General features: G+C 34.8%; 10 protein-coding genes and 1 riboswitch. Of the genes, 4 read left to right on the top strand and 6 right to left on the bottom strand.

Translation table 11 applies throughout. The features are described 5' to 3' along the window. Positions 1 to 518: 518 nt before the first annotated feature. Positions 519 to 1,091, bottom strand: a complete 573-nt coding sequence (locus PPA04_RS08170) for a GNAT family N-acetyltransferase (RefSeq protein ID WP_057784858.1) — start codon at positions 1,089 to 1,091, stop codon at positions 519 to 521. A gap of 159 nt (positions 1,092 to 1,250) precedes the next feature. Between PPA04_RS08170 and PPA04_RS08165 the strand changes: the two genes are divergently transcribed. After that, complete coding sequence (locus PPA04_RS08165) at positions 1,251 to 2,327, top strand: M24 family metallopeptidase (RefSeq protein WP_057784859.1); 1,077 nt, start codon at positions 1,251 to 1,253, stop codon at positions 2,325 to 2,327. Between the two features lie 72 nt (positions 2,328 to 2,399). On the opposite strand, the gene PPA04_RS08160 is transcribed toward PPA04_RS08165, so the two are convergent. The 3 genes from PPA04_RS08160 to PPA04_RS08150 form a co-directional block, all read right to left on the bottom strand. Further along, complete coding sequence (locus PPA04_RS08160; protein WP_057784860.1) at positions 2,400 to 2,996, bottom strand: ECF transporter S component; 597 nt, start codon at positions 2,994 to 2,996, stop codon at positions 2,400 to 2,402. Positions 2,997 to 3,113: 117 nt separating this feature from the next. Next, positions 3,114 to 3,238, bottom strand: a riboswitch (FMN riboswitch). Between the two features lie 61 nt (positions 3,239 to 3,299). Next, positions 3,300 to 4,469, bottom strand: a complete 1,170-nt coding sequence (locus PPA04_RS08155; RefSeq protein WP_057784861.1) for a hypothetical protein — start codon at positions 4,467 to 4,469, stop codon at positions 3,300 to 3,302. Positions 4,470 to 4,555: 86 nt separating this feature from the next. Next, a complete protein-coding gene (locus tag PPA04_RS08150) occupies positions 4,556 to 4,975 on the bottom strand; it encodes a MerR family transcriptional regulator (protein WP_229923059.1) in 420 nt (139 codons plus the stop codon). A 235-nt stretch (positions 4,976 to 5,210) separates the two neighbouring features. On the opposite strand from PPA04_RS08150, the gene PPA04_RS08145 reads away from it, so the two are divergent. The 3 genes from PPA04_RS08145 to PPA04_RS08135 all read left to right on the top strand — a co-directional run bounded on the left by PPA04_RS08145 (position 5,211) and on the right by PPA04_RS08135 (position 10,559). Next, the gene (locus PPA04_RS08145) at positions 5,211 to 6,692 is read left to right on the top strand and encodes an MDR family MFS transporter (protein WP_057784863.1); all 1,482 of its coding nucleotides are present in this window, start codon (positions 5,211 to 5,213) and stop codon (positions 6,690 to 6,692) included. Continuing rightward, positions 6,692 to 7,435: a DUF4811 domain-containing protein gene (locus PPA04_RS08140; protein WP_057784864.1), complete on the top strand. Its 744-nt coding sequence runs from the start codon at positions 6,692 to 6,694 to the stop codon at positions 7,433 to 7,435. The genes PPA04_RS08145 and PPA04_RS08140 overlap by 1 nt, the downstream gene beginning before the upstream one ends. A gap of 265 nt (positions 7,436 to 7,700) precedes the next feature. Then, positions 7,701 to 10,559 carry an LTA synthase family protein gene (locus PPA04_RS08135; protein ID WP_186806975.1) on the top strand — a complete coding sequence of 953 codons (2,859 nt, stop codon included), beginning with the start codon at positions 7,701 to 7,703 and terminating at the stop codon, positions 10,557 to 10,559. Positions 10,560 to 10,692: 133 nt separating this feature from the next. On the opposite strand, the gene PPA04_RS08130 is transcribed toward PPA04_RS08135, so the two are convergent. Then, on the bottom strand, positions 10,693 to 12,399 hold the full coding sequence (locus PPA04_RS08130) for a putative glycosyltransferase family protein (RefSeq protein ID WP_057784867.1): 1,707 nt from the start codon (positions 12,397 to 12,399) through the stop codon (positions 10,693 to 10,695). Between the two features lie 17 nt (positions 12,400 to 12,416). Next, positions 12,417 to 14,180: a putative glycosyltransferase family protein gene (locus PPA04_RS08125; protein WP_057784866.1), complete on the bottom strand. Its 1,764-nt coding sequence runs from the start codon at positions 14,178 to 14,180 to the stop codon at positions 12,417 to 12,419. Between the last annotated feature and the right edge of the window lie 183 nt (positions 14,181 to 14,363).

Genomic DNA, 14,363 nt, shown 5'->3' with positions numbered 1-14,363 from the left:
CTCATTTCTTGGATTCCCTTATGAGGAAGTTCCCCAACCTTTTAATACAGTACTTTTTGAAATAACCTTACACCTTCACAACTTTCATATTTGTTTCGTAAGAACTCGCACGACATTTCATCTTCGAACATCCACTATTCTTACTAATTGTGCTTCATCGGCCTTCGTTCTAGCCCACTCGCATTATCCATTGTCTATCTACTGGTGCGATTCAAGTAGTTTCCCACTGATTCCACACTTTTTTCGAGCCTCAGCGAACTTTTTGGCCGTTTATCCAGTTTATCTTACCGATGTTGAAAATCCTCCAACAAACTAAGGTGTTTCGCTGTTAACTGCCTATCTCTGTCACAATCTCAGACTCTTTTTCTACATCACGTCTGTAGATGATGTTTTTAAATCTTCGTTTATCAGATTGGTTCAAATTTAACCAGCTAACCTTCGATATGAGAAGAACTTCTTGGTTGGGGCTTAACCCCTTCCTCACTTATAATACTACCACGATATGCAAACGGTTACAATTAAAATGCTTCCCCAATTCTTTGGAGTTTCTGCCAGTCCTCATCAGTCATTGCATATACCCCATCGTCCACCGTTTTACCTTTTAACTGACTATTATTTCGTAAAATGCCCTCCTTTTGCATGCCGATTTTCTCCAGCACTCGGCCCGATTTTTTATTATCCACGCAATAGAGTGCATATATCCGTTTCAGTCCCATTTCAGCAAATCCGAGCTCCAAAATTTGTGTTGCGGTTTCAGGAGCATAGCCATTTCCCCAAAACTTCCGCCCAATCGCATAACCAATTTCGGCACTTAAATTATGCGTATCTATATGCATTTCGGCGTTGCCAATAAACTTGCCTGTCTTTTTAAGCACAACTCCCCATTTACCGATGGGTTCTTTGACAAAATAATTTAAGATCTCGTGTTTGGTATCATCCAAATTATGATGAACCTCGAACATATACTTAACTGTTTCCGGATCACTCGTATATTCGTACATATCTTTTGCATCTTCAATTGTCACCGGACGTAAATATAAGCGCTCCGTTTCTAAACAATTATTCAACAAAAGTTTTTCTTCCATGTTCATTACAAAACCTCCCGCTAGTTGCTGCCAATCTAGTTCATTAAACATTAAAAGCCAATTTGAAAGTTGCTATTGATTTTATAATCCCACAAAAACAAGTTGTTTTTCATTAAAATTAGGTTAAACTAGATTTATGACAATTCTAGAAAAAGAGGCTTTTTTATGTATACAAAACGAATCCAGGCACTGCAAACTAAATTAACTGACTTAAAAGTTGATGCAATCTTAGTTGAGAACCGGTTCAACCTGCTTTACCTATCAGGTTTTGATGGTCTTGAAGATGATGGTCGCTTACTTGTGACCACTGACAACGCCACGTTAATCACCGACGCTCGCTACGAAGAAGATCTCCATGAGCGTCTCGAAAAAGGCATTAACCTTGCCATTACCCGTGATTATATGAAAATCATCACTAGTGTGGTCACTAAACAGCAGGTCCACAAGTTAGCTTTTGAAGACAATCTCAAGTATTCCGTTTATGTAAAACTGACCCACTTACCAGAAGTCACCTTAACCGCAACTTCGCAAGTCGTCGATATTCTCAGAGCTGCTAAAGGCCCTGAAGAAATCGAGGCCACCACAAAAGCCATTGAGCTTTCTTCTCAAGGCTTTAAGTATCTCCTCACCCAAATTCACCCGGGCATGACTGAAATCCAAGTTGTGAACAAACTGGACATTTGGATGAAGGATCATGGTTCCACTGGTGCTTCGTTTGATACAATCGTGGCTAGTGGTCCCCGTGCGGCAATGCCCCATGGAGATGCTACTACTAAAGTGCTCAAAACGGGGGAAATGATTACCATTGATTTTGGCTACTATTTTGATGGATACACCTCAGACATTACCCGTACCATTTCACTAGGCGAACCCGATCCAAGGCTGAAACAAATCTATGAAATTGTCAAAGAAGCCCAACAAAAAGTCATTGATGCCATCAAACCGGGCGTCGGTGGCAAAGCTCTTGATAAAATTGGTCGCGATTTTATTACTGAACAAGGTTACGGCAAAGAGTTCAATCATGGTATTGGTCATGGAATTGGACTAGATATCCATGAATATCCTCAAAGTTACGGCGCGATGCCTGAATACAAGGTGTCTCAAAACGAAATTTTAACCGTGGAACCAGGAATTTATGTGGCGAATCTCGGTGGAATCCGGATTGAAGATGACGTGCTTGTGACCAAGGACGGTGGTCAACGACTCTCGGATATTACCCGCGATCTAATTATCTTAAACTAATTAACTGAAATTAAAATGCCTGTTAGTGAAGAAATATCAATTCGATAATTCTCACCAACAGGCATTATTTTATTATGAACGTTTAACGGTTTGCAGACGACTTTGAAGCCACGGTACCATTCGAGCGTAAATCACACCTGTGGCAATTCCCACAATCACGCCTTTAATCAGATTGAACGGTAAGACACCGTACAATACCATATTGAGTGTCGAAACGCTGATCTGGAAACTCACCAGTTTAAAGTAGATTGGTAACAAAATGAACAGATTGGTCAGGCTCATAAAGACCGCCATTAAGACTGTCCCCAAAACGATTCCCCGAACCAGAAATCGGGCTTGTTGTTTAATCCCTTGATCCATGTGTTTCTTCAGAGAATAGTAGATTGGTAATGCAAAGCACATTGTCGCCAAGAAATTGGCAATAATTCCAATCACACCAACCATGCTGCTATCCTTAGTCACAATATCCAACAAACCTGCAACGGCCGTCGTAACCGCTCCTGCGCCTGGTCCATAGACCAACATTGTGATAAGAATTGGAACATTGGCAAAATCGATTTTCAAAAATGAAAATCCTGGCAAAATTGGAAAACTAAACAATAATAAAACATAAGAAATCGCAGCCATCATTGCGATGACCACTAAACGCGTAACATTTTTGTTACCCATGTGAGACATCCTCCTTGAAGGACTCATCCCAGGTGAATTATTTTTACTCATAAAAAATGACCCTTTATACTATTTCAGAGTATAGAGAGCCAATTGAATTTTTAGTAAGCTAAATAACCCAATCTTCTTTATCTAGACTTTAACTATCGGTATCGGCATTTCACCGATTCAACCATCACAATGATGGGTCGTGGACTTTACAACCACCGGTCGGGAATTACACCCTGCCCCTGAAGACGAACCTTATTTAATTTTCAAGAGTAATGTTACACTACTTTCAATTAAATAACTAGTAATTTGTATTTAGAATGATTTTGTACTACCTTGCATAATTTCAGCACCCTTATTGGTTAGTAAGTATGAACTACCATCACTAGTAAACTGCATACCTTCAAATTCCCGTTTAGCACTAAACTGAGTTGACTGAACATCAGACTTCTTTAGTTTTCCTAATTTAGAAACAGGGACTGAAATAACACTATCATCAGCAATCATGTACAGGCGATTGCGCTTCTTGTTGTATGCAAGTGACTGAGTTCGTGAACCGGGAGCATACTTAATACCTTGCATAACCAATTTAAATTTAACTGATTTAGTGTAAATTTTGCCTTTGAATAATTTCAAACTGCGAGTACCAGTTTTTGAATCCAAGTAGGCATTCCCAGATTTATCAAACGCCAAATTTAACCCACCAGCAATGTAGCCACTCTTGCTCTTGAAACGGAAATTGATTTTCTTATCTGGCTTTAACGTACTGATTTTGACACGTTGAACATTTGCCTTAGTTGAGACATGATTCCCAGCGACCAATCCGGTTCCAACAAACCAAAGATGTGAACTATCTTTTGGATTATATGCCAAAGATTGTCCATGACCAAAGTTCTTAAACTTAGGCCCAACTTTGACGGCTTTTAGAACTCTTTTATAGGTTGTATTTTGATTTTGTGTTGGATATTTTTTCGCATTGGCATTATAAAATGTAGCTCGACGAATCATATCCATTTTACCGGATTTTGTAGCACCTAACGCCCGCAACTCTTTCAGATTATACCTTGTAATCCAAGCGTACGACCCACTGGTACATAAAACATAAGCTGTATTCGCACTGGTCATCGCAAAACTTTGTGGATTTCCCCAACTTAACCCTTTCCACTTAGTAACTGGCAAAAAATAACTTGATTTAAAGCTAACTTTTTTGTTACCTTTTTTATAATTTACAGAATCTGGTCTTGTTTGAAAGGTAGATTTTTTATACCCAGATGCATATGAATATTGTTTCTTAGTTGTAAAGTTACCAGTTAAATAGTAGTTACTGTTACTAACGTATTTGAACTTACTGGCAGAGTATGATGATAGTGCGTTACTTTTTTGCGTATAAGTCGCCGCAAGCGCAGAATCTGCCAGGCCCAATGTCACTAATCCTACAGCTAATCCACAAATTAGGCGACGTAAAAATTTTGATTTTCTTTCCATATAAATAGCTCCCCTGCTATGTATTTAACACCACTAAGTGTGGCACTAAATAGTACGCAGGAGCTCATAAATTACTGAAATGTGACCTATGAATCACTTTTTTCTCGTAAAATAAATTTGGTAGGTTGACCTTCCCGGATTACCGCAACCAAATTTTTGCTTTCTGAAATTCCCTCAACGGCTCCAAAGTCTAATTCATAACCATCTTCAAGGATGTTAAAATCACGTAATCGATCGCCAATTAAATGTTTCAATGCATTTGTCATTTCTTCATGTTTAGAAGATTTTTCTACCGCTACACTAAGGGTATAGCCAGAATCTACATAAGATTGAATCATTGATACCTTCATCAAAGTATGATAGGAGTATTTACGATGACGACGTTCTTCAGAGGATTTGGTTGGGTGAATGTATCCCTTTTTTTCCCAATACCTCAGTTGGCGTTGAGAAACTTTCGTCGCACTAGCAATATCGCCAATTCCCAGAAGAAAATCATGAGTTTTCATAATATTTTTTACTCTTTGAATAAAATCAGAATTCATTTGTTTTTTCATTCCATTTCTTTTCAGATTCTATTTAATATCTTTACAAATTATAACGAACTTATAAGAAGAAAACGAATTCGTCAGAATAACTAACATTAATTATATATATTCTGACATTATTGTCAAATTAGTTGACAATAAAATGTAAATGGCATATATTAGTTCTTGAACATTTTTTACAAAAGGAAGCATCATCTTGGGAAAAGCAATCGATACAAACGGAAAACCATATAACCGTTCCCTACTTGTTGTGCTCCTCTTGGTTGGATCTTTCTGTACGGTTTTGAATCAAACAATTCTTTCTACCGCCTACCCAACTTTAATGAAGAGTTTCGACATCACCACCTCAACGGTTCAATGGTTAACAACCGGATTCATGTTAGTTAATGGAATTATGATTCCAATTAGCGCGTGGTTAACATCACGTGTTAACTCAAAGACCTTATACGAAAGTGCCATGACAATTTTCTTACTTGGAACAATTGCCTGTTACATTGCACCTAGTTTTCAAGTACTTTTAATAGGTCGTCTTATTCAAGCCTTAGGCGTTGGTGTCACAATGCCCCTCCTACAAACCTTGATGCTTTCAATTTTCCCGGCACAAAGCCGCGGAACAGCAATGGGTCTTGCCGGATTAGTTATCGGTGTAGCACCTGCAATTGGTCCTACTCTTTCTGGATGGGTAATCGATACTTACCAATGGCGTGTCCTTTTTGGCATGTTAATTCCAATTGTCATCATCGTCATTATCGCCGGATTTTGGTTCATGAAAAACGTTTTACCAACCAAAAAATCTAGTTTGGATTGGCTATCAGCTGCGCTTTCAACGATTGGCTTTGGATCTTTACTTTATGGATTCTCAGAAGTTGGAACTGAAGGTTGGGGAAGTACAATTGTCATTGCCAGCCTAATTATTGGGGTTGTTTTCATCCTATTATTTGGATGGCGTCAATTAACCCTTGATAATCCATTCTTGGAATTAAGGGTTTTGAAAAACCCAGAATTTTCTGTTTCAGCTTTGCTTAGTTCAGTTTCCAACATGGCCATGGTTGGTGTTGAAATGGTTTTACCTCTCTATCTGCAGATCGTGCGGGGAGATTCTGCGTTGGAATCCGGATTAACACTGCTAGCCGGAGCTTTAATGATGGGTGTAATGAGTCCGATCACCGGACGGATTTTTGACCGCATTGGCGCACGTCGTTTGGCAATTACAGGGATGTTCTTATTAACTATCGGAACCATTCCGTTTGCCTTTATCACACGCACCACACCTGTCATTTATATCACTGTATTATATGGTGTTCGAATGGCCGGAATTTCAATGACCATGATGCCAGTTACTACTGCTGGGATGAATGCTCTGCCATTGCATTTAATGAGTAACGGAACTGCCGTAAATAACACGCTTCGTCAGGTAGCCTCATCTGTAGGAACAGCTATATTAATCAGTATTTTGACTAATGTGACCAACAATCAAGCACCTGAAAAGAGCTTGCTTAAATCAGCACCATTGAACTATAAAAATGATTTTATGAATGCAACCCTAAGTGGCTATCATGCTGCATTTGCCGCTGCTATTGCCTTTTGTTTAATTGGACTTGTCGTTTCCTTCTTTGTAAGTGGTCGAAGCCCTCGTTCAATCAAACCAGAAAAAGTTGTTAACGGAGGTGAGAACTAATGATTATTGTTGCAGTTGTAGTTCTTGCCATCGCCCTGTTCATCAGCATGGTAAGTATTTCAAAACCATTTATACGATGGACAGTAAGTATTGTTTTAGCAGCGTTGTTGGGCCTCTCACTTGTCTTGATCGTTTTAAATGACAGCGACCACTTTGGCATGGAGAAAGTCACAACGACTAAAACAACAGATCTTATTTCCGTTTCGCCTTCTAAACAACTTAAAATGTTGCTATATCAAGATGTTGGAACTTCCAGTAAGAATCGCGTTTACATCTATAAAGAAAATGCCTCTCAAAAGAAACCGATCACAACTAACCCAGACCCTTCCAAAACTTCTAATAAAGTTAAGGTGATTTCTGGCACTCCACGTGTTGTCACCAAAACAACGCGGTGGGTTTATAAGAGTTCTGGCTATAAACTTTGGTTCGGTATTGCAGGTAATGATCATAAATTAGTAAAGCATCGCAATGCACTTGAGATCAATAAAGATTGGCTAACTTTGAGTTCAGCTCAGGCTAAAAAACTTCAAAAATTAGTTAAACAAAATTCAGCAAATATGAAAAAAGAAGCAAAAGCTTATGTGACAGCTGCAGTTAAAAAAGCCGTCACAGCGGCGATGAAAAAGGATCCAACATTGTCAGTTGCCAAACAAAAAGCTTTGACAACTGAAGCAACCAAAAAAGCCACTGCTGCTTATCAAAAACAGGCAATGGCAAAGGTTGTGCAAGAAGCTACGAAATAAATGTTTAAAGATTTAATTATTCTAATAAGAAACTCACATTGAGAGATTTTCTCAATGTGAGTTTTTTGCAACTCCTAATTAGGTTTTGATAATCTCTTAAAATTTCTACCCTAAAACGAGTTCAATTAACCAAAGTTAGTCTTAAAAAAATTTGTTTGATTTGCCTGAAATAAAAATAAACAATTCTTTTTGTAATTAGAATACCGTCAGGAAAGTGTTATGATATTAAGAGTTAATGAATTTTTATTTTAAAAGGGGTTCGCTTATGATTTTTTCAAAATTAAATCGAAGATCTGCTATTCTGACCATATTTTTCGGATTAACATTCGTTATTTCAGTTTTTGCAACAATAATATATGATTCCTCCAATTTGAAGTTGGCAGCAACAACTTATGATGCACTGAAGTTTTTGGCTCTTTTCAAAAATATAAGCCTAATATCCATTGCTTTCATTATTGGAAAGTCTTTAGATTTAAAAGAAATTCGATTGATTAAAATAGTTCAATTTTATGGAACGTTACTTTGTTTCAGTATTCCACTCATTTCTTTACTCTTTAGCATTGATGTATCCAGCATTAATCAACTGACTTTTCTAAAATCTCTTTTCCCAGTTGCAATACGTAATTACTGGTTTATTACAGTTGTTCTGGGCTTCTTAATTTTCACATTCATTTTCCACTATGCATCAATTAAAATAAGCAGCAATGTTGGCTCTATATCGTTTTTAGCTGCTTTCATTGCACTATTGTGTGAAACTTTAGTTTTAAATCATTTCACATTATTAAATTTAATTTTTTGGACATTTTTTTCACTCCTTTTTGGATCCTATTCGTGTCTCTATCAAAGTAAGTTATTTGGCTCTATACCTTCTATAATTAAGTATGTTGCACTTTGTGTTGAAGCCATTCTAGTTATTGTAGCACTTCATACATCATCAACCTCTATATTACATGCATTATTACCAATTGGCGGGTTAATTTGTTTGATTCTATTTTCTTCAAAAATTTTCGATGGTGGTCCAAATGAAACTACGATCTCTTTAACCAGCGTTAATATGACTTTAGGACTGATATTGATATTTTCAAATCCTTTAACTGAACAAATTTTAACACGTTATATTGGTGCACAAAATCCTAATTATTTACCAAACATTTTACGCCACTTAGTACTTTTTAGCTTGACAACAATTCTATTTGCTACTCTCTATTCTTTTATTGTTTCTTTAGGATTGGCTCTTCGTTTTCAGAGTTTTAAAAACAAATTATTTTCCCTACCAGTCTCAGTATTTTTAATTAGCACCTGTTATCTAATCCTTAATTACTCTCAGTTCTACGGAGAAGGATTAAAAACTATGATTTGGCGTCAAAATGGTAAATTTTATTTAGAATTGATCAATTTGCTTCTAATCGCCTTGATTTATTTAATTATACAAACAATTTTCAATCGTTTCTGGTACTCCAACACAATTTTCGTCATGTTAATGCTAATCTGGAGTTACGCAAATTTTGCAAAAATTGCAGCACGTGATGAACCAATCATTGGCTCAGACTTCGGATTAATTAAATCTTTACCTGATATTGTAAAAATGGTAAATTTAAAAATTGTTATAAGCCTTTTAATTAGTTTAATAACCTTAATCATATTCTCAACAGTTATGCAACATTTCTTTTTTAAAGGAAGAATTTATAAAATACCCGCTCGATTAGTCATTTTTATCGGTACTTGCTTTATTCTATACGGTTTTGCTCAAACTGAAAATCAATTGAATTTAATTGCTTGGAAAAATCAAAAACCAACCAATGAAAATGTCTTCTTTACCGTTCTCAACAATTCCGGATTTCAGGCCCACCCTGAGGCTCTAGAAGCAGCTGCAAACAAATACGGACCTGCAACTACTTTTATGGGAACTCTTATAATCAAAACTATGGACAAGCCCAATGGTTACAGTCAAAGCAAGATTAAAAACGTTGCTTTGCACTATAAAAACATTGCCAATCAAATTAATCGCACTAGGAAAAACAAAAATCTGAATTCACAAACTATCGTCTACGTTCTGAGTGAAAGCTATGCGGATCCTCGTATGGTTCCAACTGTAAAATTATCCCAAAACCCAATTCCATTCGAGCAAAAAATTGAAAGCACAAACACTTCTGGTTTGATGTACAGTTCTGGCTACGGTGGTGGTACAGCAAATATTGAGTTTGAGGCATTAACCGGTCTCTCAATGAACAACTTTGATCCATCCCTGGTGACACCATATGTCTTCTTAGTCCCAAAAGTAAATAACCTACCAGTTATTACTGACTATTTTAAAATAAACAATGCAATTCATCCGTACACAGGTACTACTTATAACCGAACAACCGTCTTCAAAAAATTCGGATTTCAACATTTTTATAACTTTAATGGAAGCAAATTATCGTATACCAAAAAGATTGGAAAGTCGCAGTATATTTCTGATGATTCTGCTTATCGTCAACTGTTAAAACAACTTAACTCAACAAATAGAGGACAATTTATACAATTATCAACGATGCAAAACCACATGCCCTATACGCCTGGAACTTACACGAAAAATAATTACAAGGCAACTGGTAAATTATGGAATTATAGTTTGAAGAAAGTTGAATCTTACTCTCAAGGACTAAACTATACAGATAAAGCTTTAAAAATGTTAATTAATAAAGTAGCTAAAATGAAAAAGCACATTACAATCGTTTGGTACGGCGATCATCTTCCAGGGCTTTACGATGGTTCTATCGTTTCAGGAAACAATGCTACTAAATATGACAATAAACTTCATCAGACCAATTACTTTATTTATAGTAACTTTAAGCACCAATCGCTCAAAAATACAAAAGTAGTATCTCCAAACATGTTTACGCCAATGGTATTCGAACAAACTGACACCAAGGTCTCACCATATATTGCACTATTGACGGAAATAAATAAATATATTCCTGCCGCAGAGCGAAATAAATTTATGAACTCATCTGGTCAATATATTCCTGAAAAAAATCTTTCAAAGAAGGCAAAACAAATATTAAAAGACTATAAATTAATACAATATGATATTACTGCTGGTAAACAGTATTCTATAAAAATTAAAGGATTCATAAAGTAAGTAATCAACACAAAACTTGATATTTATATGTATTTACAGAAAAAAGAGCAAAATCATTTGTTGATTTTGCTCTTTTTTTGTCGGCAGTTTAGTCTACTGCCAGGACTATCAGCGTAATTTTAATCACTTATGTTTATTTACACGACTTTCCACGTGAAAACACACTTGAAAATATATAATATAATAATGCAAATCCAAATACTAACAAAGTTAGAATAGAAACCAAGCTTGAATATTTTTGAATTTTCGTACCTGCATACCAAACATGAATTGTGCCTGATTTCTTCGGGTAAACTTTAATTTGATGATTATCAGATCTATATATTGTCAAGTATTTTCCATTTTGTGTAGCTTTATACCCAGGGTAATAAATCAATGGAAAAACAATTTTACCTTTCTTATCGTTCCCAGCAGCTACATAATCAACATCAAAACTGTTTAAATTTCTTTCGATCTTTTTGATTTTTCCATTTGAGGTTTCAACTTTCGAACCTAATTTACCTGTGCGTGTTCCAACAGGTAAATATTCCGCGCCTTGTCCTATTTCCATCGAATTAATGGAAGTCACTCTATTTACTATAGTTTCCTGTGGCTTGCGTGCAACAGAAGTAATTGAGAAAATAGTTGAAAAATTTAAAAATAGAATCAAAGTAACAAATGACAATACATACTTTTGCGTTGCAAAACTACCGATATTTTGATGTTCCTTTATAAAAGCATAAACGTATAAAGTACTGCCAACTGCTAAGAATAACGTTGAAAAGGTATTTAACCGTAAAGGATATTGTATAAATGCTAAACCAGTATAATCCAATAATTGTTCCCATGGAATTATGTTAGTTGAGAAAATTGCAATAAGTACACCAGCAATTATAAATTTATCGCCACGTAACATCCATGTATTCTTTTTTTTAATAAAAAACCTTAAAATTAATAGAACAACAAAAACGATCCCAATATTGGCAGATGTTAGTGAAAGACCAAAAGTATCTTGAAATAAGTTAAACGGCGTTTTTATGTAATGCTCAATATTGCCTAGTTGACTTGCATTTACACACATTTTCACCTTTTTTAGTTGTTCTATCATAGGTAAGAGGAAGCCCGCCGAAAGTAAAAAGCTAACAACAGCTGCCTTAAAAAGATTAATAAATATAGCTGTTTTATTGCAAATTATCTTTAAATGAAGCATCAAATAAACGAGCATCCCAAAACCACACAAGGCAGTTGTAATCAAATGCGTATACACCAATAACGTCATAGCAATGGTCAACACAAACCAACCATGATTTTTAGCATAAACTAAGTTGTAGATACCTAAAACAACCATCGGAAGAAATGCCATTGCAATTCCTTCTCCTAAAGCATTTCTTACCAGCATTTCATATTGATAAAAAATTGAAGTCATATACAAGATCGCAACAAAAAAAGAAATTAGTTTTTTCTTTGAAATCCTTAAAGCACAGAAATATGTGATTACTAAACCCGAAAAATTATATATCAATAATAGTAATTTGTAATAAGTTAAATAGGAAAAAGGCATTTTAGAAAACAATATCAAAGGATAAAAAATTAAATTACTGTAAAAAAGTGGAGAAGAATATCCGTTACCATTTAGAAAGCCCACTGCTATTCTTGGAAAATATTGATCATTATGAATTGACATTAAAAAACTTCTCAAACGATTCATATGAAAGAAGAAATCTGTACTGATAACAACCGGATATTTTTTAGTGCTCCATAAAGAATAAGAAAAAAGTAAAGTAATTAGTATAAAGATAAAAAATATAGCCATAGTTATCCAAATACTTTTTCTAGATTTGAGTTGCATTTTTTTTAACATGAGGTAATATGATCCTTTCAATACTTAATCAGCCGTCCTACAGATTTTAGAATTGCAAACACTAAAACAACAATTGCACCAACAACAGAAATGCTTATAGCAATTTTTTGCCAAGTTGTTGGAACATAGTTTATTTGGATTTCTCTATCATTTTTGAAGATCTTCACATTAGCTAACTTATATTTACTGAGACGTAATGGCACCACGTGATGATCAATTTTGACAACATAATTTTTTTTATTGTAAATATAAAACGGCAAAGAAATTCTATAGTTTCCAGAACTTTCACTTATTTTATACTTCATACCATTAGGAATACTAATAACCCTTTTGAACTTGATAGTATGTCCATTTTGCAAAATTCCCCTATGATTAATAACTCGATGAAAAATTTCAATATCAGCGGGTCTAGCAATTTTATCATCTAGTGGAATGTAGTCACTAGTATTATTTAATTTGGTTAATCGATAATAATTTGAATTATTTACTTTTATTTGGTGTGCGTGTGCGGCACTATCTGTGGACTTTAAAGTAAAGTTTACCACAGGCAACGTCTGCCGCTGGTCAATAAACTGATCAACTGCACTTAAATTAAGCAGCAGCAAAAATATAGGTAGTAGCCAAATGAAAATTTTATTTTTTTTCAGTTTAAATATTGGAGTAATCACATCAACTCCAAGAAGAGATATAAAAAAGTTAGCGATAATCAAAAAACGCCATGGAAACTGGATAATTGCAAATGGAGTAGTTTGCAGTAAAAACCAGGGAAATAAATTTGTAGAAATGAACAAACTGACCAGTGTCCAAATAACAACTTGCTTATGATGGTTTATAACTATATTTTTTTTAAACAATATTAATAGTAAAATTATTATTGCAACGAAACCAACATTATACGTTTGACCACCGAATCCTGATATACTATTTGATAATGAACTTTCAAAAAGGTTACCCGGATTTATAGCCGATTGTTGTAAATTGGTTACAGCAGGTGTTTTAATCGAATTACCGTGAAAGGTATATAAAAGGTTATATATGAATCCAAAAGCTAGAATGAAAAACAAGCCAACCGCAAGAAACAGGCATTTTAAGGATTTTAGAATGTTTTTAATCTTTTTAAAATTAAGAATTAAAATAATAAAAAAGAAAAAAGTAACAATTACTAAACTCAAAAGATGGGAATATAAAATCAAACTCATTCCGATTGCAAGAATTGGCCATTCTTTTACATCTGCAAAAAAAACTTCGTAAAACCCAAGAAAGGCTAAGGGAACGAATGCAATTGCTAAAAGTTCTCCGAGATCAAAACGTGTAAGCATATCAATAAAACGATAAGTTGAAAAAAAATAAAAATTCGTAAAGATAAACGCTTTAAAAGTTGACCCAGAAAACTTCATATAAGAATAATGAGCAACCAGACAAGTCATTAAATTTAGAATCATCAATCCATCATATATTGCCGAAACAGGATTTTTAATCACCAGACGTAAAACCGCAAATGGATAAATAAATAAATTTGGATAGAACTGGTCCATAGCAATTCCTACATTATTATAAGAATATGTAGTGATAAATGAAAATAAAGAGTGATGTTTTAAAAGATGCGCAAGGTTTTCAATTCTGTCAATGTGAAAATGCAAATCATCGCCCCTAAAAATATAACCAGTTTTCCTTAAAAAAAATAGTGAAAATATACTGATAAATATATAAAATGACAATATCCCAAAAAGTTTTACGTTTTTCTTCCAATCAAAGTCAATGCTTATTTTCTTGCTTTTCATCTTTCATTCCCCCGAGTGATCGCTTCTTTGATCAGTTTATCATACACGAATGTTAATTGAAATAACGTCACGTGAGAGTTAACACTCAAAAATCCGTGTTGGACTGAACATTCAATAATAACGTTTTCTAAAATATTATAGTGTGAAAATAATTACGCGAATTTTATAATCAAGTTAGCCACC

It is taken from the genome of Pediococcus parvulus, from assembly GCF_007990205.1.
Classification (GTDB): Bacteria; Bacillota; Bacilli; order Lactobacillales; family Lactobacillaceae; genus Pediococcus; species Pediococcus parvulus.
This window is presented reverse-complemented; position numbering and strand designations above follow the sequence as displayed.

Excerpts from the sequence above, each read along its gene's own strand:
- PPA04_RS08170 (WP_057784858.1), bottom strand. The coding sequence starts at position 1,091 with ATGAACATGGAAGAAAAACTTTTGTTGAATAATTGTTTAGAAACGGAG.
- PPA04_RS08165 (WP_057784859.1), top strand. The coding sequence starts at position 1,251 with ATGTATACAAAACGAATCCAGGCACTGCAAACTAAATTAACTGACTTA.
- PPA04_RS08160 (WP_057784860.1), bottom strand. The coding sequence starts at position 2,996 with ATGGGTAACAAAAATGTTACGCGTTTAGTGGTCATCGCAATGATGGCT.
- PPA04_RS08155 (WP_057784861.1), bottom strand. The coding sequence starts at position 4,469 with ATGGAAAGAAAATCAAAATTTTTACGTCGCCTAATTTGTGGATTAGCT.
- PPA04_RS08150 (WP_229923059.1), bottom strand. The coding sequence starts at position 4,975 with ATGAAAACTCATGATTTTCTTCTGGGAATTGGCGATATTGCTAGTGCG.
- PPA04_RS08140 (WP_057784864.1), top strand. The coding sequence starts at position 6,692 with ATGATTATTGTTGCAGTTGTAGTTCTTGCCATCGCCCTGTTCATCAGC.
- PPA04_RS08135 (WP_186806975.1), top strand. The coding sequence starts at position 7,701 with ATGATTTTTTCAAAATTAAATCGAAGATCTGCTATTCTGACCATATTT.
- PPA04_RS08130 (WP_057784867.1), bottom strand. The coding sequence starts at position 12,399 with ATGTTAAAAAAAATGCAACTCAAATCTAGAAAAAGTATTTGGATAACT.
- PPA04_RS08125 (WP_057784866.1), bottom strand. The coding sequence starts at position 14,180 with ATGAAAAGCAAGAAAATAAGCATTGACTTTGATTGGAAGAAAAACGTA.